Origin of the sequence: Adlercreutzia rubneri (assembly GCF_009755265.1) — a bacterium.
GTDB classification, from domain to species: Bacteria; Actinomycetota; Coriobacteriia; order Coriobacteriales; family Eggerthellaceae; genus Adlercreutzia; species Adlercreutzia rubneri.
The window spans coordinates 1-16,883 of record NZ_WPOO01000022.1; the positions used below are offsets into that span (position 1 = coordinate 1).

Below are 16,883 nucleotides of genomic sequence, written 5' to 3' on the forward strand. Positions count from 1 at the left end.
GGCTCGCGACATGGAATTCTAGGCTCGATGGGCGGCGGTACCAATTTATCTTACCCAGGGTACCAAGCCCGCTGACTGGCGGTACCAGATTCTGCTGATTGTTGGTACCGGAGAGGGTTACTACTCACATCGTCCCCCCCTAGCTGCCCCATGCCAAGCCAAAATCTTCCTCTGCAGCGACTTCGAGCTGGGAAAACACCACTTCATCCCCAGTGGGTATCCTCGCCTCCCGGCCCCTTACGTCGAATCCTCCAAAAACTCGCCACTTCGAGCCATCCAAAACAGCACGCAACGAGAAGGGCCACCCCCGAGCGACCCTTGCAACCATTCCCGGGCCATCCCCACTCCGTAAGTCGCCTTTTGTCGGCGAGGACTCTTCGGCAACCATTGCACAACATCGCACCGCAAGCATAATCGATTCGAATGACCCTCTCTCTCGTCGACAGTAACCTACTCGCTTCCGGAGAACCTGACCTCGTACTCTTGCCCAATAGCTGACCCCACCGTCGTCACATATTGTGCGAGCAGTGTCTCCGCTCTCTTCCTGGCGCGCTCCAAGAGCTCGGGGCTGTTCTCCACAGCCGACACCATTTCCGACTGAGCCGTTTGAAGCGCGAGACTTTGATCCATTGTTTCGATTTTCGTCAGCAACCCTGTATCAGCATAAACATCCGAAAACGATGTCTCATCGATTTGCGGAATTCCGAGAACCTGCGCTTCGGGAACGAAAACGGTTACCACGTTGCTTGCGTCAGGCCCCTCAATTCGCACCTGCGAAACGTCAACGCCAAGCTCAACGCTGCCGTCGTATTCAAACCATGCCTTCTTGTAGCCCACATTGATGCCAAAAATGATATCAGTACCGTCGTTGTAGATTTCTGCCACGTTATGAAAGGTACAATCTATAGTTGCGAGGTCAGCGATCTTCTTATACCCAGAAAAGTCGGGTTGTTCTTGCTTGTCGCACCCGGAAAGACCCAGCACGATAAACAGCGCCACGACAGCCACAAACAGCTGCTTACTCTGCCTCATTCTGCATCCCCTCTCGCCCAGACTCCTCTTTCGCGGAAACTTCCTCGAATTCGATCTGCCAAGCACTATCAAGTAAAGGTCTGATTAGCGCTTCGACGGTTTCACGCACGCTTTCCATCGCTTCAGTGCGAAGCCCCGCATCGCTGAACTCACTCGCGACGTCCTCCTTGCAGAGAGCAATCACATCTCGAACATCGGCCGTAGCGTTTTCTGGCAAGTAGCCGAACTTCGTTTCATCCAAAACTGGATCGGATATCTCCACATCTGGAAGCAAAACGGTAACCGACTTATCCTCATTGTTCACGCGAAAATCAATCGCAGACATGTCGTAGCTTGCTCGCACATGAGCTTCGTACTTAACTCGATAGTCTACGTTCTCCGCCCAAAGAAATTGACTCGTCTTATCCGCAATACCTTTATAGGTATAATCGACTACTTCCAAATCTCCGATGTCTACGGCACTTTTCAGCGTCGCGTCAGAGAGGTACTGCGTTTCATCGTTGTCGAGCGCTAGCGGTAAAGCGACCCCGAAAATCAAAATTATAAGAATCGCCACAACAACGAGACTGAGGATCTTGATCTTCAGCGGAACTTTTCTGAGAAAAGCCCTCCAGGCGCTTCCTCGACCTCCCACGAGTTCGTCAGGATCCTCTCTATGTCCACTTTTGCGCAAACGGTTTTCCCGTCCGTCGAGAGAAAGCTCCTCCTCGCTCTCCCAGCTGGCGAGTTCTTTGGGGCGTTGCGATTCGTTCTCCAAAGACGTTTCCTTCCAATCACCTACATTGCTTACACCACTTGCTCAAGACGATCATCTCGTATATCGTCTCTTGTGTAGGAACACATCCGATTACCCCACTCTGGAGGCGACATGAAAGTATTGCCGTACATCGTTGGAATCATTGTAGCAATTGTTGCAATCATTCTGCTTGCCAGTTCTTTTGGGATCATCGATATTCGTCTATGAGTCTCCCATCGCGCCTTCCGCACCCGCAACGGCACAATCGTATACGCCGCATCTAGGCACTAAGCTCCATTCTCCAAGTCGTACAGTTTTTCATAGACCCTAGCATTCACCTCGTTGTAATAAGCCAAATCTGCTGGAGAGAGCGCACCCGTGTCAACTTCGTTCATCTTTGCGGTCATGTCCGTGTACCGCTCCATGTAGGTATTGAAATCATCCAGCATTTCGGGAGCGTAGTCGGTTGACTCTTCGTATTTGTCCATGAAAGCGATGTACTCATCGAAGAACGCCTCATAGCTGTCCATATATTCTTTGAACGAAGGGGTGACCTCACCCGAAGCAGAAGCACCGCCCGTAGGCTCTTCGTCTTGATTAGTCTTTTGGTCGGGGGCATCCGTCGCCGCGCCATCATCGGCACCGACGTCCTCTTCGCTTCCGCCATTGGATACCCCCGAGCCACCCGACTCTTCTTCTTTTGGTGCTTCCAAGCTAAACGACATATAGCTTTTGTCCTCGTCGTATCCCAGATGGAGATAGTACCCTTCTTCGTTCCAGGCCCAAAAAGCATCGTTGTTCTTCGTGTATTCCACCGTAAAGCCTGCATCTTCGCAAGATGCCACATAGGCCCCGTACTGCTCACGCGTATAGTTACCAACATCCCCGTTGAACCACTGCGCTTTGTCGTTGTATATCACTCCATAGCTCGATTCGGGAGCCGGCAGCATCGCCCCCAGCCCCCGATCCGGCCATTGCATTTCTGCAAAACGATCCGTTGGATCGTGCCGATAATTTTCTAAAGCGGCCCTATCGCAGGCAGGGGCAATGGCCACGCCTGCAACAAAACATGCAACCGTCAGAGCCAGCAGCGCTTTCCTCAAATTTCCAAGCAATGAGAGATTCATAGCTCGATCCTTTCCAGACTATTCATCGTGCGTCAATTTGCGCACCACAATGACCGCACTGGGCAATGGCGCCGCGAGGAATGCTGTTCTTTGCACCACAGCTCGGGCACTCGACAACAACCATCTCCGGCGTAGCGTGTTGTTGGTAAGCCACTGCTTGAGGCCCCGGAACCTGACGATTACCGGCCGGGGCAGCCACAGACCCTGCCATCGCCGAAACGACACGGTTATTCTGTTCGTCAATGGCGGTATTCGTCGCCATCCCTCTTTTGATCATCAGCTTCAAGTTCCTTTTGACCACTTCTGTCGTCGTTCCCTCTGCAGAGGCAATCTCGGAAATCGATCCGGACGGGCTGTGAGCCAGAAGTGTTGAATAGCTTCGGTACGCCTTCACGAGTTGGCCCCATTCAATTCCGCGAACCAAAAGATAGGCGCCAAGAAACAACATTCCTACCGTACTGAAAACAGCTTGAGAGCTGTACAAATGGCCTTGGCCCAAAGAACTAAGTGCTCCCAGCACGAACAACACGCCGAGAACAATCTCCACCTTGGTTGCCGTCTCTCCTTTAACTCTCTCCTGTCCCATGCATCTTTCCTTTCTTCCGTCGTTCTGAATCAGAACGACCCCTTTCTGCTGAAAGCCTCTTCCGCTCGACGTTGTTGAGTAAGGCACGCAATCTGATTGAGCTCCCTTTCGGCTGCCGAAACGTCATGTATGCGTATCGCTTGATGCGCCCTCTCTATGGCATCATCGATTTCGCCATCAAGCGGTAAGACGATCGAGCTATCGCCAAAACGAAGACCATCTGCGACCCTCATGGCAAAGTCTGAAAGCTCACCATTCTTGCAAGAAGCGCTCATCGCTCTCAAGCGCGCAACCCGCTGATCCATTGATCGTACGGTAGCTTTGAGCGAAGTATTTGAGACCCTAAAGAATTTCAGGGCGTAACGCACCGCCACTACGAGCACGGAGAAGACAATGATTCCAATCATGAGCGCTGCCATCACGCTGTTAGCGACCATCGGAGCCAGCCTCCTCGGAGTTCTCTGTCCCCGGCACACCATCAGAAGCGACAGCATGTCCGCATTGTCCGCAGAACTTCATTGATGCTGCAAGAGGCGCGCCGCATTCCGTGCAGAAGCCTGCGTCTTCGGCGGCAGCCCCCGGAGCGGGCTTCGCCATATCCCAACCACAGCTTCCGCAGAACTTCTGCCCAGAGGGAACCGCACTTCCGCACGAGGGGCACGTCCGCGAAGAACCAGAGACATTCAAATTGCGGGCAACATCTGCGAAAGCGCCGCCGACCCCGCCGCCCATGCCGATTCCCATCCCAAGGCCCAATCCTGCGCCCATGAGGTCTGATGCGGTAGAGCCTGGATTGGTAGCCGCTCCTTCCAGCGTATCGAACGAGCGTTCCTGCACGTAGGTGTATCCGAGCAGCTCCATCTCGGCTCTTTTAGCCAATGCCTGCTTCAACGTTACAACGGCCGGATCGTCTTCCGGCACGCTGATGTCGTTGACGAAGAAATTGGTGAGACTGATGCCGTATTCAGCCATGACGGGCTCAATGCGTTCCTGAAGGTAGTCCGACAACTCGTCAAGGTAGCGATTGATCTCGAGGATGCCTATTTTGCGCTCGATGATGTAAGTAGAAATCGCATCCTTGACGCGAGCTACGTACACGCCGCGAAAGTACCGCATAATATCGTTCTTGGTGAACGAGGGTAACGTGCCCACAAGCTTCACCAAGAAGCGCTTCGCGTCATCTATCTGAATACCGAAAACGCCGTGAGACCTTACGGGGACGAACACTCCGAACACAGGGTCCTGAATCTGGATAGGCGAAGGCGTGCCCCATTTGACATCGAGGTTGAACTGCTTGCTGACGAACCAAACCTCTGCGCTGAATGGCGACTGACCGCCAAAGGGCAGATTGATGATCGTTTCCAAGAAAGGGATGTTGTTCGTGCTGAGGGTGTGGCGCCCGGCCTCAAAGACATCGAGAGCTTGGCCGCCCTTGAACAGAATGGCTTGCTGCGATTCGTTCACGATGAGCTGGGTCCAAGTTCCCAGCTCGCTGTCGGGGTACTTCCAGGCGAAAACGTCAGGATTGCCGTCGTACTTGACGACCGAGACGATGGCCATGCGGCCTCCTTCTTTCCTCGTCAGTCTCTCCATAAGCTGCGGCTTCATATTTGAAGTCGGTTCGTTAATGGTAGCACATATGCTTTCCCCATGAACATCGAACAGAAAAGACAGGCCCTGGGAAAGCGCATCCGTGCCGTGCGCGAGGAGCAGGGGCTTTCCCAGAGCCAGCTGGCCCTCATGATCGGCAGCAGCAAGTCCCACATCTGGCGCATCGAGACCGGACGGGTCGGCGTGGGCATCGATGATTTGGGCCGCATCGCCGATGCCTTGGGCTCGCCCGTGCGCGACCTGCTGACCTTCTAGCCGCGCTCGGGGAAGAGCTCGACCTCTCGGGCAGCTTGCGCCATCCTCTCGAAAAGCGCTCCATCAACAACACTTTCGCCATCGGGGTCGATGAGCGTTGCAATCTCCTTGTCCTCGAAGGCGTTTTGCAGATACCCCGCCACCGTCTCGAAAAACTCCACCATGGTAGCCCACCCCTCGCCATCGAGCTCCGCGGCTTCCGGCACGGGGTAGCCGCACGAGCGGCAGACGAAATCGACGAGGAACACCACCTGGTTTTCGGAAATGGAAGGTTGCGCATCGCCTCCGACGCCACCTTCGATCATCGCCGAAAGCTCCAAGGCCATCGACTTCAGCCACACGAGAAACACCGCGGACTGCAGAAAGCCCGGTGTCGCCTCTCCGCCCACCTCGCTGGCAAACTCGGCCTCCTCGCTGCCGTCCTCGAAGAGCGTCCAGATACCCAGCAGGTCGAGGTCGTCAACCTCGAAGAAATAGGTGCAGAACCACGTCCTCAGTCGTCGCACCGTAGACTCTATATGGGCGAAGGGATCCTCGTCTTCGCCTCCCAAGAAGTCGACGATGATCGCGCCCAGCTCGTCCCACAAGTGCTCCAAGCCCGTATCGTCCATAGATTCCCACCGAATAGCTTTATCGGCATAGGCGGGTGAACTCCGCACAAGTTCGGCGAACGCGTCCACCTCGGAGGTACCGAAGGCCAAGGTTTCGAAAAGATCGTCACCGACGATCTCGGCATAGCGCGCGAACAAAATGAGGTGCTGCAGGTAGCGCTCCTGAGCGCGCAATTCCTCGATGCGGTCCGCCAGAGCATCCGTCAGACTCCTCTCCCCGTCGAGAATCGGGGGCATGTCCTTGAGCTCGAACCCGTAGGAGCCCAGCACTACGATCTGCTTGAGCCGATCGATGTCCTCGGGGCTGTAGAGCTTGCGGTTGTTGGCCACACCCTCCCCCGAGCGCTCCGGGCACAGAAGGCCCTTTTCGTCGTAATGCTGGAGCGCCCTTGTCGTCACGCCCGTCAGCTTCGCCACTTGGCCCGCCGTCATGGGCCACTCGCAGTTCTCGCGTATCAGATCGTTGCTCGTCTGCATCTTCGGTTTGCGCGGCATGCCCTTCGCCCTTCGTCTCTTCCGCCAGACTTCCGCCGCACAGCATAAACCTCAACCCGACGTTGAGGTCAAGAGATTTCTTTCCCCCTACCGCGCGCCCTTGAGGCGGCGCTGGTAGGCGCGGACGATCTGCGAGAGGGTGAAGCAGACGACGAAGTAGATGAGGGCCATCAGCCCGAAGATGGCGAAGATCTGCACCGTGGAGTTGTAGCTGTTCATGAGAATCATGCCGCGGCCCATGAGCTCCTGCAGAGCCATGGCGCCCCACAGATACGACGTGTCCTTGATGGTGGTCACGAACTGCGAGAGCAGCGCCGGCACCATGTTGCGCAGGGCCTGGGGCAGGATGATGTACAGGTACATCTGTGGTGCCGAGAACCCCTGGGAGCGGGCGGCCTCGTACTGGCCCGCTGGCACGCTGGCCAAACCGCCGCGGACGATCTCGGCCACCGAGGCCGCGGTGAACAGCGTGAAGGCGAGCACCGCCGCGGGCAGGGGCGGCAGCTGGGCCACGAAGAACGTGAACATAATCCACAAAAGCAGCGGGGTGTTCTTGAACAGCTCCACGTAGGCGATGGCGAAGCCGCGCAACAGGCGGGAAGAGGATCCGCGCATGATGGAGATGACGGCGCCGAGCACGATAGAGCAGGCGATGGCCAGCGCCGAGATAATAAGAGTGAGTCCGAGCCCTTCCAAAAGGAAGCGGATGTTCGTCCAGGTGAGCAAAGCGGCGATGTCGCTCATTTCCGGCCTCCTCTCCGGCCCTTGCCCCTGCGACGGCCGCCGGTGCGGCCGATGGCGCCGCGCACCCGGGCAAGCCCGTGCCGATCCCGCGGCGTGCGGGGCGCCACGGTGCGGCGGTCGGGCCATGCCGGCGCGTCGATGCCGTAAAGTTCCGCATACGTGAGGTAGCGGCCCTTGTCCGCCACCGGGGGCACCAAGGTGCTCGTGCCTTCCACCATGGTCGTCACGCCTGCGGCCATGGCCTGGGCGGCCGCATGCCCGGTGATGTCGTGGGTGCCCGGCGTCACCTCCAGGGCGTCGGCCGCAAGCTCCTCGGTGGCGTCGCCGGTGGCCACATGGCGATGGGTGCCCATGCGCCTCTCCAGGTACACGGCGGCCCGGGAAAGCGGGAAGCAGATGGCGAAGTACAGCACGGCGGCGGCCACGTAGGCCGGCCCGTAGTAGCTCGTGTCGCCGGCGAAGGAGTTCGCGAAGTACATGAGCTCGCCGCCGGCGATGAGCGCGAGCACGGAGGTGTTCTTCACAAGGTTGGCGGCCTGCACGGCCAAAGGCGGCAGGATGATGCGCATGGCCTGGGGCAGGATGATGAGCGTCATGGTCTGCACGGGAGAGAACCCCTGGCTTTTAGCCGCCTCGAACTGACCGCGGTGCACCGAGCCGATGCCGCTGCGCACCACCTCCGACATGTAGCCGCCGTGATAGGCGCCGATAGCGATGACGCCGATCCAGAACGAGGCGATGGTAAGCCCGAGCAGCGGGAACACGGCGTAGAGCACGAACACCTGCAAAAGCAGCGGAATGTTCTGCACCGTCTCCACGTAGACGCGCGTGAGGGCGCGCAGGATGCGGAAGCGCGACACGGCGAACACACCGAAGACGAAGCCCAGAACGAGCGCGATAACGAGGGCCAGCGCCGAGATGGCCGCGGTCATGCCGAAGGCGGCCAGGATGTCGGGCCAGCGCGCAAAGAGCGCCTCCCACTTGTAGGGCGCGAAGATCTCCGTCATCGGGACGCGCCCCCTTCCGCGGCCGCCCCATCGTCGGCCGGATCCCCCTCCCCCAGGCCCGTGCCGCCGGCTTCCTGCTCGGCTTCCACGTCCGCCTCCGTGACCAGCGACAGGCCCCAGCGCTCCTTCAGCGCCCTAAGCGTTCCGTCGGCCTCCATGGCCGCGATGGCCTCGTCGACGGGCTCCGAATACTCGCCGCCCTTCTTCGTGGCCACGCCGTACTCCTGGGGCGCGAACTGCGTCGGCAGCAAGTAGGTGCTGTCGTCCTGGTAGCCCAAAAGAATGGAGCTGTCCACGGAAAAGGCGTCCACGCGCCCGGCCACGAGCGCGATCTTGATCTCGGGATAGGTGGCGTACTCGGCGAACTTCAGCGTGATGCCCGCCTCGGCGGCGGCCGCCCCCAGCTTGTTCTTGGTGGTGGCCGACAGCGCCACGCCCACGGTCTTGCCATCAAGGCCCGCCAAATCGGTGATGCCCGACTTCTTCAGCACGAGCACACCGATATGGTCGATATAGTAGGGCCGCGAGAAATCGTAAGTCTTCTTGCGCGCATCGGTGATGGTAAAGGTGGCGAGCGTCGCATCCAGCGTGCCGTTGTCCAGCATCGCCCCGCGGGTGGTCACGTTCACGCCCACAATCTCCAGCGCGTTGGGATCGCCCTTGATCCGCGCGGCGAGCTCGCGGGCCACGTCCACCTCGAGTCCCTCCACGCTTCCCGTCTCGGGGTTCTGGAAGCCGAAGCCGGGCACGTCGATCTTCGTGCCGACGCGCAGCACGTCGCCCGCAGGCGCGCAGCCGGAAAGCGGCAGCACCGCGCCACCCAAAGCCGCGCCCGCCGCGGCAGCGCCGGCCAACCGCACAAAGCCGCGCCGCGTGAGATACGTCCCGCGCATCCCAGTCATCCCGTTCACCCCAACCGTTTTGCCCGTCACGTTCATCGCGCACCCCCTCACAGTATCTTGGAGAGAAACGCCTGCACGCGCTCGTTGGAATCGGGACCGAAGAGGTAGGCCGGCGTGCCCTCGTCGACCACGAGCCCGTTCTCCATGAACACCACTTTGTCGGCGGCGTCGCGTGCGAGCCCCATTTCATGGGTGACCATGACGATGGTCATGTTCGTCTCGGCCAGCGACTTGATGACGTCGAGCACTTCGTTGACCATCTCCGGGTCAAGGGCGCTCGTGGGCTCGTCCAAAAGCATGATCTTCGGGTGCATGTTCAGCGCGCGGGCGATGGCCACGCGCTGCTGCTGGCCGCCGGAGAGCTGGTCGGGGTACTTGTCCAGCTTGCTCGTGAGCCCCACGCGCTCCAAGTAGGCGCGCCCCGCCTCTTCGGCCTCGGCCTTCGGTACCTTCAGCACCTTGGTGGGCGCGAAGGTGACGTTTTCCAACACGGTCTTATGGGGATAGAGGTTGTAGCCCTGAAACACCATGGCCACCTCGCTGGCCAGCTTGCGCGTGTTCACCTTCTTGGCCATCATGTCGATGCCATTGACGGTAAGCTCGCCGGAATCGGGGCGCTCAAGGCCGTTGATGGAACGGATGAGCACGCTTTTGCCCGAGCCGGACGGCCCGATGACGACGACCTTCTCGCCTTCTGCCACGTCCAGCGAGACGCCCTTGAGCGCCTCCACTTTCCCGAAGTTCTTCTTAAGATCCTTGGCGGATATCAGTGGCTCCATGCTCCCACGCTCCCATCCGGACCGTCATCTCGAACAGTTACGGGGAAATTCTAACGTTCTGTCAATTAGTCGTGGTTTCGCTGGCGCTACGGGTTTTTCACAGCTTATTGACGGCGTGGGTGGAAGGAGGCGCAGCAACGTCGACCGGGAAGCGGTGGCGGGGCGGCAACGTCTACCGGAAAGCGGCGGCGGCGCAGCGACGCCGATCAGGAAGCGGTGGGCGCTGTCTTTGCTGCCGCCTTCGCCTCCTCGGCATCCTCGCGAGCGAGCACGGCCTGCATGGCGGCGATGGCGCACTCCATCTGGGCGTCGTCGGGCTCGTGGGTGGTGAGGTACTGCATCTGCATGCCGGGCCACAGAATTACCTTCACGAGCGGGTTGTCCGGATGACTGCCGGCCCACTTCACCGTGATCTCGTAGGAGATGCCGGCGATAACGGGCATGAGCACGATGCGGGCCACGATGACCAGCACGAGCTTCGGCATCCCGTCGGGCACCCCGAAGCCGGATATGATGGCGTTTAAAGGGAAGATGGTGTACACGAGGATAGCGATGACCATGACCATGATGAGGAAGGCGGTGCCGCAGCGCACGTGCAGGCGCGGGAACTGGCGGGCGTTGTCGGGGGTCATGGGAAGGCCGTGCTCGAAGCAGTGGATGGCCTTGTGCTCGGCGCCGTGGTACATGAACATGCGCTTGATGTCCTCCATGCGGCCGATGAGCCAGATGTAGAAGACGAACACGGCCACGCGCAGAAGGCCGTCCACGATGTTCCAGGCCAGCGTGTGGTCGTCGTACTCCCCCACGATGAGGTTCGTGATGGCCGCCGGCGCCACAATGAACAGCACCACGCCCAGCACGAGTCCCACCACCATGGAGATGACCATCTCCCGATGCCCGAAGTCGGCCTCCTCCTTCTCGGTCTCCGAGCCGTCGGTCAGCGTCACCTCGTAGTCGATAGCTTCGTCGGTCGCCTCGGCGGCGGCCTTCTGCTCGCCCTCCTCGTCGCCGAAGGCGTGCAAGGCGGCGATCTCCAGGGCCTTGAACCCCAGCATGAGCGACTCCACGAGCGCCCGGCAGCCGCGCACGAGCGGCCAGTACATCCAGCCGTTCTTGTCCTTGCCGCTCGTGAGGTCGTGCTCCTCCACGTAGATGGCGCCGTCCGGCTCGCGCACGGCCACGGCCCAGTTGTACTTGCCACGCATCATGACGCCCTCGATGAGGGCCTGGCCGCCCACGTGGGTTTTTATGGCCCCGTCCTCGGAGAACGCGCGGGACAGATCGCTCTTCTGCTTGGTCATACCGTCGTCCTAAGCCTAAAGCTGCGAGCGATCGACGCGCGGATAGGGGTTTCCGCAGGTCATCTTACCCTCGGGGCAGACGCCGTGGATGCAGGGCGCGCCGGCGTCGGCGAAGATGTACGGCGCCGTCGGACGAGCAAGCTCCAGCATCTTCCACGCCATCTCGCGGATTTCCCACTGGGCGCGGTTGCAGCAGCGCAGCTCGAAGAAGTGCAGAAGCTCGCGCACGTTCATGGTGATGACGATCTTCGTCTCGCAGGCGTTGGGCAGAAGGTAGCGCGCGTCCTCGGCGGGGATGCCGGCCGCGACGAGCGCCCGGTAGGCCTCGGCCACGGCAGCAGCGGCCTCGTCGAACAGGCGATTGCACTCGGGGTCGGCCGCCACGGAGGCGGGCTTCACCATGGGGATGTCGCCCTTGAACTTCACGTAGCGCTGGGATTGCTGGTTGAAGCTGGCGATGCGGTGGCGCACCAGCTGGTGGGTGAGCGCGCGGGAAACGCCGTCGACGGCGAAGGTGTAGCTGGCGTGCTCGAGGGTGGAGAAGTGCCCCGAGCCCATGATGGTGGAGAGCACGCTCTTCACGCGCTCCGGCGGCATGGTCTCCATCAGCTCGCTCGCGCCCACCGGCGCGTAGCACAGCCGTGCCGCCGTGGCGATGGCGCGCTCGGGGTCGGGCGTGTGGTACAGAAGCTCTACCTGCATAGCATCTCCTCTTGTTGCAGCTCTCCGCCAGTCGAAAGCATTGCGAAGCGCATGAATCGTTTCCCAAGAAGTATAATGGCTGAACGACCGACGACACGGCTTGGAGGCCCCATGCACGACGAATTTACACCCTTGCTCACCACAACGGATTGGAACGAGGAGTGGAAAGAGCTTCAGAAGGTGCGTCGCCATGCCGATGACGCGGCGTTCTGGGACAAGCGCTCCGCCACCTTCACCACCAAGGACGCCCCGAACCTCTACGTGGAGAAGTTCCTGGGATACGCGGACATCCGCCCCGGCGAAACGGTGTTCGACATGGGCTGCGGCACCGGGGCTTTGGCCGTGCCGCTCGGCGAGGCGGGGCACAAGGTGGTGGCGGCCGATTTCTCCCAGGGCATGCTGGATCAGATGCAGGCGCGCCTTAACGAGGCCGGCGTGCGCACCGTGTTTCCCAAGCTCATGAGCTGGGAGGACGACTGGCCGGCCTTCGGCGTGCGCGAGGGCATGACCGATGTGGCCGTCGCCTCGCGCTCCATTGCCACCGCCGATTTGCGCGACGCGCTCCTGCGCCTGACGGAAGTGGCGCGCCGGCGGGTGTGCATCACCCTGGCGACCGGATCCTCCCCCCGCGTCGACGAGCGCATCCTGGCCGCTGTGGGGCTGCCCGCCGTTCTCGGGCGCGACTACCTTTACGCCTTCAACATCCTGGCCGCCGAAGGCATAAGGGCCGAGGTGCGCTACATCGACAGCACCCGCGACGATACGTTCGCGAGCCCCGAGGACGCCTACGAGAAACTGGCCGCCATGATCGACGACTCCTCGGCGGTGCGCGCATCGGACACCGAACGGCAGCGGGCACGCGCCAACCTACGGGAATGGCTTACCGCCAACCTCGTTCCCAACGAGAGCGCCGGCGCCCCCGACCGCAAGGGCATTCCCCAGCTCGCCTGGCGCCTCGCCGAGCCCCGCACCGTCACCTGGGCCTTCCTCGCCTGGAACGCCCGCTAGCAACAGAAAAGGGCCCGGGAGCAATCCCGGGCCCTTTGGCGTCATGTAGATTTCTAAAACTTGAAGTTAGAGACGTTCCACGTTGCTCGCCTGCAGCTTGCCGTTCTGACCCTCGGTCACCTCGAACGTCACTGCGTCGCCCTCGTTGAGCGTCTTGAAGCCCGACATCTTGATCTCGGAGAAGTGGACGAAGAGATCCTCGCCGTCATTCTGGGAGATGAAGCCGTAGCCCTTCTCGGGGTTGAACCACTTGACAGTGCCTTCCGCCATGATACTTTCCTCTTTCCTCCCGCTCGTCTGACGAGCGGGTATAGCAATACGGGCGCGAAGCCCAGCTCCCTTTTGGGAGCGCGCTATAACTATACGCTAACTTCAGCCGATTTCCTCGGGGAATTTACGCTTCTCCATCACTTGCGGTCAGAAGCGCCTCCAAGGCCTCGTCGCTTACGGGGTCGGCTCCCAGCTCGTGGCCGAAGGCGGCAGCGACGGCGCGGCCCTGGGCCTGCCGCAGCTCGGCCACATCCGGCCGTCCCGCCTCACCGTGGTAGCGACCGGAGAGCATGAGACTGCGGGCGATATACTCCGTGAGGTGCGGATCGACCCCCGACACCTGCAGCACCGAGGCCAGCGACTCGGGCGCCAGGGAGAGCAGCGCCTCGCCGTCCAGATCGGTGGCGTCGCCCAACGCCATGTCGAGGGCGCTCGCGGCCCCGTCCGGATCCTCCTCGCCGGCCGCCCGCTCCATAGAGCGTCGAATGGCCCCCAGAAGCTGAGCGATGATACGCATCAAATAATCTTGCTCGAACATACTCGCTCCTTAACACCCTTCCGGCGGGGTGAGTCCCAGATGCTCCCAGGCGCCGGCGGTGGCCTGGCGACCCTTGGGAGTGCGCATCATGAGGCCCTGCTGCATGAGGTAGGGCTCGTACACGTCTTCCACGGTATCGGGGTCTTCCGCCAATGCGGACGCCAAGGTGGTAAGCCCTACCGGACGGCCGCCGAACTGCACACAGAGCACCTCCAGAAGCCGGTTGTCCACTGCGTCGAGCCCCAGATGGTCCACCTCGAAGAACGTGAGCGCCTCGGCGGCCACATCCTCGGTGATGGCGCCGTCGCCGCGCACCTGGGCCCAGTCGCGCACGCGCTTCAGCAGGCGGTTGGCCAGACGCGGGGTACCCCGGGAGCGTCGGGCGATCTCCAGAGCGCCCTCCTCGTCGATGGCCACGTTCAGGATAGAGGCCGACCGGCACACGATGAGCGAAAGCTCCTCGGGCGTGTAGTACTGTAGGCGGAAGGCCACACCGAATCGATCGCGCAAAGGGCCGGTGAGCAGGCCCGTGCGCGTGGTGGCGCCGATGAGCGTGAAGCGCGGCAGGTCGAGCCGGATTGATCGGGCCGCCGGGCCCTTGCCCACAACGATGTCCAGCTCGAAGTCCTCCAGCGCCGGGTACAGTACCTCCTCCACCATGCGGTTCAGGCGATGGATCTCGTCGATGAACAGCACATCGCCTTCTTCGAGGTTGGTGAGGATGGCCGCCAAGTCGCCCGTGCGAGCGATGGCCGGTCCGGAGGTGGTGCGAATGGAGGCGCCCAACTCGTTGGCCACCACCGTGGCGAGCGTGGTCTTGCCCAGCCCTGGAGGGCCCGAGAACAGGATATGGTCCGCCGGCTCGCCGCGCCCCTGGGCCGCCGCGATCATGATGCCGAGGGACTCCTTCACCTTCGTCTGGCCCAGGTAATCGTCGAGCCGCTTGGGACGCAGGGAGAAATCGAGCTCCAGGTCGTCCTCGGTGAGCGTCGGGGCCACCGCGCGGTCGCGCCCGAGCGCCGATGCCGAGCCCTGCGCTTCCGCGCCGTCCCGCGCGGCCTCGAACACCATGCCCTCTATGTCCAGATCGAATGCCATGATTTCCTATCGACTTCCCAAACGTTTCAAGGCGTATTGTAGCAGCGCGCCCTCGCCCGCGTCCTCGGGAGCGCCCCGCAAGGCCACCTCGGCCTCGGCGGAGGTGAAGCCCATGGAGAGAAGCGCCTCGGTGGCCCCCTGCACCGCCAGATTACGCGCAGGCTCAACCTCGCCCTGGCTGAACAGCGACGCCATGCCGCCCTCCAAGGTGCCCTTCAGCTCCAAGATGATGCGCTCGGCGGTCTTCTTCCCCACCCCGGGGATATGGGACACCCGCGCGATGTCCTGGGAGGCGATGGCATCGGCGAGCTCGGCCGGAGAGAACGTAGAAAGTGCCGCCAGGGCCATCTTCGGCCCTACCTTCGACACACCGATGAGCTTCTCGAACAGCGCCCTCTCCTCCTCGGAGAGAAAGCCGAACAGCGCGATGCCGTTCTCCGTCACGGACAGGTAGGTGAGCACGCGGGCTTCCTCGCCCACGGCCAGCTTGCCCAGGTCGCCCCCCGGCATGGCCACGGCGTAGCCCACGCCGGCGACATCGATGTAGGCCGTCTGCGGCGGCAGCACCGCCGCCACGGTTCCGTTCAGAAACGCAATCATGCGAGCCTTCCGTTCTCGTGGGTCGTATAGCAAATGGCCGCTGCCAACGCGTCGGCAGCGTGGTCGGGCTCAGGCGGCCGATCGAGGGAAAGCAGGTGCCGTACCATGTACTGCACCTGGTCCTTCTCGGCCGAGCCCTCCCCCACCACGGCGAGCTTTATCTGGCGCGGGGTGTACTCGCCCACGGCAAGGCCGCCCTCGGCGCAGGCCACAAGCGCCGCCCCGCGGGCCTGGCCCGTGGCGAAGGCGGCCGTGACATTCTGCCCGAACCAGACCGTCTCGATGCCGACGCATTCCGGACGGAAGCGCTCGACCACCGCGCCGATCTGGTGGTGGATCTTCATGAGCCGCTCGGCCAAAGGCTGCGAGGCCGGCGTGGCCACGCACCCGTAGGCCACACAGGCAAGATGCGACCCGCGCTGCTCGATGACCCCCCAACCCGTATGGGCCAGCCCGGGATCAATTCCCATCACGATGCGCATCCTGCCAGCCAAAAGATAAGCCCCACTTTCTAAATTCGAGTGGGGCTCATTTTAGAACATCTGTTTGTGAAAAGCAAGCAGAATTACGGGCGCTGCCCCATGCCGCCTTCCAGGGTGAGGGTCTCGCCGCTCATGAACTTGAAGTCGGGACTGGCAAGCTGCACCACGACACGGCCGATCTCGGTCTCCACGTTGCCGTAGTGGCCCATGGGGGGCATGTGCACGTTGGCCGTGAAGGCGTCGGGGTAAGCTTCCTGGAAGTTCTCCAGAGCGGCCGTCCAGGCCAGCGGGCACACCACGTTCACATTGATGCCGTCAGAACCCCACTCGGTGGCGGCCACGCGCGTGAGTCCGCGGATGCCCTCCTTGGCCGCGGCGTAGGCGCACTGGCCGAAGTTGCCGAAGAGCCCCGCGCCGGAGGCGAAGTTGATGACCGAGCCCTTGGTCTCCTTCAGGTAGGGATAGCACGCCTGCATGTAGTAGAAGGTGGCGTACAGACCCGAGTAGATGGCCAGGTCGAACTGGTCGGTGGTGTGGTCGGCCAGCGTCACGCCGGAGGCGGAGGCCTGGGCGTTGTTCACCAGCACGTCGATGCGGCCGAACTTCTCGATGGCCTGGTCGATGACGTTCTGCACCACGGCCTGGTTGTCGGCCCCGGCATTCACGTCGGCGGCCACGCAGAGCACCTGGATACCGTATTCGGCCTCCAGCTTCTCCTTGGCCGTCTCCAGCTTCTTCACGTTGCGGCCGGTGATGACCAGGTTCGCGCCCTCCTTGGCGTAGGCCGTGGCGATGCCGTAACCGATGGAACCGGCGGATCCGTCCTTGAGCGCCGCGAACCCAGCACCGGTGATGATGGCGGTCTTACCTTCGAGAAAACCCATGGAGCCTCCCTTTTCGTCCTGCGCGGGACTCCCTCGCTGCTGCACAAAGAGCCTATCGCGCGCTTACCTAAGCTTCACCCTATCAGATTTCCTCGCGACTATGTTTCCAGAATGT

21 protein-coding genes are annotated in these 16,883 nt (G+C 61.4%); 2 read left to right on the forward strand and 19 right to left on the reverse strand.

The genetic code is table 11. From position 1 onward, the window contains the following. Positions 1 to 450: 450 nt before the first annotated feature. The 6 genes from GO707_RS10275 to GO707_RS10300 all read right to left on the reverse strand — a co-directional run bounded on the left by GO707_RS10275 (position 451) and on the right by GO707_RS10300 (position 5,041). Positions 451 to 1,032, reverse strand: coding sequence for a DUF4230 domain-containing protein (locus GO707_RS10275; protein WP_114540366.1), 582 nt, complete (start codon positions 1,030 to 1,032; stop codon positions 451 to 453). Next, on the reverse strand, positions 1,019 to 1,789 hold the full coding sequence (locus GO707_RS10280; protein ID WP_114540367.1) for a DUF4230 domain-containing protein: 771 nt from the start codon (positions 1,787 to 1,789) through the stop codon (positions 1,019 to 1,021). Before GO707_RS10280 ends, GO707_RS10275 begins: the two co-directional genes overlap by 14 nt. A 266-nt stretch (positions 1,790 to 2,055) precedes the next feature. Continuing rightward, positions 2,056 to 2,895: a DUF6591 domain-containing protein gene (locus GO707_RS10285; protein ID WP_114540368.1), complete on the reverse strand. Its 840-nt coding sequence runs from the start codon at positions 2,893 to 2,895 to the stop codon at positions 2,056 to 2,058. Between the two features lie 22 nt (positions 2,896 to 2,917). Then, positions 2,918 to 3,481, reverse strand: coding sequence for a zinc ribbon domain-containing protein (locus GO707_RS10290; RefSeq protein ID WP_114540369.1), 564 nt, complete (start codon positions 3,479 to 3,481; stop codon positions 2,918 to 2,920). Between the two features lie 29 nt (positions 3,482 to 3,510). After that, complete coding sequence (locus tag GO707_RS10295) at positions 3,511 to 3,918, reverse strand: hypothetical protein (RefSeq protein ID WP_114540370.1); 408 nt, start codon at positions 3,916 to 3,918, stop codon at positions 3,511 to 3,513. Then, complete coding sequence (locus tag GO707_RS10300; RefSeq protein ID WP_114540371.1) at positions 3,908 to 5,041, reverse strand: SPFH domain-containing protein; 1,134 nt, start codon at positions 5,039 to 5,041, stop codon at positions 3,908 to 3,910. Before GO707_RS10300 ends, GO707_RS10295 begins: the two co-directional genes overlap by 11 nt. 90 nt (positions 5,042 to 5,131) lie before the next feature. Here GO707_RS10300 and GO707_RS10305 point away from each other — a divergent pair, with 90 nt between their 5' ends. Further along, positions 5,132 to 5,347, forward strand: a complete 216-nt coding sequence (locus tag GO707_RS10305) for a helix-turn-helix domain-containing protein (protein ID WP_022740231.1) — start codon at positions 5,132 to 5,134, stop codon at positions 5,345 to 5,347. On the opposite strand, the gene GO707_RS10310 is transcribed toward GO707_RS10305, so the two are convergent. From GO707_RS10310 to thyX, 7 genes are all read right to left on the reverse strand, one after another. Beyond that, positions 5,344 to 6,453, reverse strand: a complete 1,110-nt coding sequence (locus GO707_RS10310; protein WP_157012957.1) for a MerR family transcriptional regulator — start codon at positions 6,451 to 6,453, stop codon at positions 5,344 to 5,346. The two genes, GO707_RS10305 and GO707_RS10310, sit on opposite strands and share 4 nt — an antisense overlap. 87 nt (positions 6,454 to 6,540) lie before the next feature. Next, positions 6,541 to 7,197 (reverse strand): amino acid ABC transporter permease, encoded by a 657-nt coding sequence (locus GO707_RS10315; protein WP_157012958.1) that lies wholly within the window; start codon positions 7,195 to 7,197, stop codon positions 6,541 to 6,543. Then, positions 7,194 to 8,204, reverse strand: coding sequence for an amino acid ABC transporter permease (locus GO707_RS10320; RefSeq protein WP_157012959.1), 1,011 nt, complete (start codon positions 8,202 to 8,204; stop codon positions 7,194 to 7,196). The genes GO707_RS10315 and GO707_RS10320 overlap by 4 nt, the downstream gene beginning before the upstream one ends. Next, a complete protein-coding gene (locus tag GO707_RS10325) occupies positions 8,201 to 9,142 on the reverse strand; it encodes a transporter substrate-binding domain-containing protein (RefSeq protein WP_232325791.1) in 942 nt (313 codons plus the stop codon). Before GO707_RS10325 ends, GO707_RS10320 begins: the two co-directional genes overlap by 4 nt. Positions 9,143 to 9,153: 11 nt before the next feature. After that, the gene (locus GO707_RS10330; protein ID WP_157012960.1) at positions 9,154 to 9,885 is read right to left on the reverse strand and encodes an amino acid ABC transporter ATP-binding protein; all 732 of its coding nucleotides are present in this window, start codon (positions 9,883 to 9,885) and stop codon (positions 9,154 to 9,156) included. A gap of 206 nt (positions 9,886 to 10,091) precedes the next feature. Then, positions 10,092 to 11,186: a DUF1385 domain-containing protein gene (locus tag GO707_RS10335; protein WP_157012961.1), complete on the reverse strand. Its 1,095-nt coding sequence runs from the start codon at positions 11,184 to 11,186 to the stop codon at positions 10,092 to 10,094. Positions 11,187 to 11,201: 15 nt separating this feature from the next. After that, positions 11,202 to 11,888, reverse strand: a complete 687-nt coding sequence (gene thyX, locus GO707_RS10340; RefSeq protein ID WP_157012962.1) for an FAD-dependent thymidylate synthase — start codon at positions 11,886 to 11,888, stop codon at positions 11,202 to 11,204. Between the two features lie 75 nt (positions 11,889 to 11,963). On the opposite strand from thyX, the gene GO707_RS10345 reads away from it, so the two are divergent. Then, positions 11,964 to 12,896 carry a class I SAM-dependent methyltransferase gene (locus GO707_RS10345; protein ID WP_231699602.1) on the forward strand — a complete coding sequence of 311 codons (933 nt, stop codon included), beginning with the start codon at positions 11,964 to 11,966 and terminating at the stop codon, positions 12,894 to 12,896. A gap of 66 nt (positions 12,897 to 12,962) precedes the next feature. On the opposite strand, the gene GO707_RS10350 is transcribed toward GO707_RS10345, so the two are convergent. From GO707_RS10350 to GO707_RS10375, 6 genes are all read right to left on the reverse strand, one after another. Beyond that, positions 12,963 to 13,166, reverse strand: a complete 204-nt coding sequence (locus tag GO707_RS10350; RefSeq protein WP_016309120.1) for a cold-shock protein — start codon at positions 13,164 to 13,166, stop codon at positions 12,963 to 12,965. 124 nt (positions 13,167 to 13,290) lie between these two features. Continuing rightward, on the reverse strand, positions 13,291 to 13,704 hold the full coding sequence (locus GO707_RS10355; RefSeq protein ID WP_157012963.1) for a hypothetical protein: 414 nt from the start codon (positions 13,702 to 13,704) through the stop codon (positions 13,291 to 13,293). 9 nt (positions 13,705 to 13,713) lie between these two features. After that, the gene (gene ruvB, locus GO707_RS10360) at positions 13,714 to 14,802 is read right to left on the reverse strand and encodes a Holliday junction branch migration DNA helicase RuvB (protein WP_114540380.1); all 1,089 of its coding nucleotides are present in this window, start codon (positions 14,800 to 14,802) and stop codon (positions 13,714 to 13,716) included. Between the two features lie 6 nt (positions 14,803 to 14,808). Then, positions 14,809 to 15,402 carry a Holliday junction branch migration protein RuvA gene (gene ruvA / locus GO707_RS10365; protein ID WP_114540381.1) on the reverse strand — a complete coding sequence of 198 codons (594 nt, stop codon included), beginning with the start codon at positions 15,400 to 15,402 and terminating at the stop codon, positions 14,809 to 14,811. Beyond that, the gene (gene ruvC / locus GO707_RS10370; RefSeq protein WP_157012979.1) at positions 15,399 to 15,884 is read right to left on the reverse strand and encodes a crossover junction endodeoxyribonuclease RuvC; all 486 of its coding nucleotides are present in this window, start codon (positions 15,882 to 15,884) and stop codon (positions 15,399 to 15,401) included. Before ruvC ends, ruvA begins: the two co-directional genes overlap by 4 nt. Positions 15,885 to 15,967: 83 nt before the next feature. Further along, the gene (locus GO707_RS10375) at positions 15,968 to 16,768 is read right to left on the reverse strand and encodes an SDR family NAD(P)-dependent oxidoreductase (protein ID WP_157012964.1); all 801 of its coding nucleotides are present in this window, start codon (positions 16,766 to 16,768) and stop codon (positions 15,968 to 15,970) included. Between the last annotated feature and the right edge of the window lie 115 nt (positions 16,769 to 16,883).